1 pseudogene is annotated in these 525 nt (G+C 30.1%); it reads right to left on the bottom strand.

The window, feature by feature from the left end:
* Positions 1-525, bottom strand: a pseudogene (locus tag AMN83_RS00190) (translation initiation factor IF-2); the annotation flags it as partial.

The following is a 525-nucleotide window of genomic DNA, read 5'->3' as shown; positions in this document are numbered from 1 at the left end:
ACTTTAAATATTTCTAAACTTTGTGCAGTACCAGTAATTTTTTCTTGTACATCGGGCGCCAATAATCCTGACATTCTTTGTTTTATGTAATCTAGAACTTCATAAATAATGTTGTATGAAGATATTTTTATCTTCTCATTTTCAGCAAGTTTTTTTGCTTCTTTACTTGGTTTAACATTGAAAGCTATTAATACTGCATTTGAAGCTTTCGCTAAGGTAACGTCTGTTTCAGTTACCATTCCAATATCTGCTAAAATTATTTTAGGTTTAACTTCATCATGTTTGATTTGACTAATTGCATTTTTGATTGCTTCAGATGATCCATGTACATCAGATTTAATTATTAAATTTAATTCTTCAGTAGATTTATCTGAAAAAGCAGAGTCTTGAGTTACAAAAGATAGTGGATTTTTTCCATCCTTACTCTCTTGAGCTCTATTTTCACTCAGTGTCTTAGCCTCTTTTTCTGTATCAAGAACAATAAAATCATCTCCAGCTTTTGCTGCACCATTTATTCCTAAAATT

It is taken from the genome of Candidatus Pelagibacter communis, assembly GCF_001180025.1.
Taxonomy (GTDB): Bacteria; Pseudomonadota; Alphaproteobacteria; order Pelagibacterales; family Pelagibacteraceae; genus Pelagibacter; species Pelagibacter ubique_A.
This window is presented reverse-complemented; position numbering and strand designations above follow the sequence as displayed.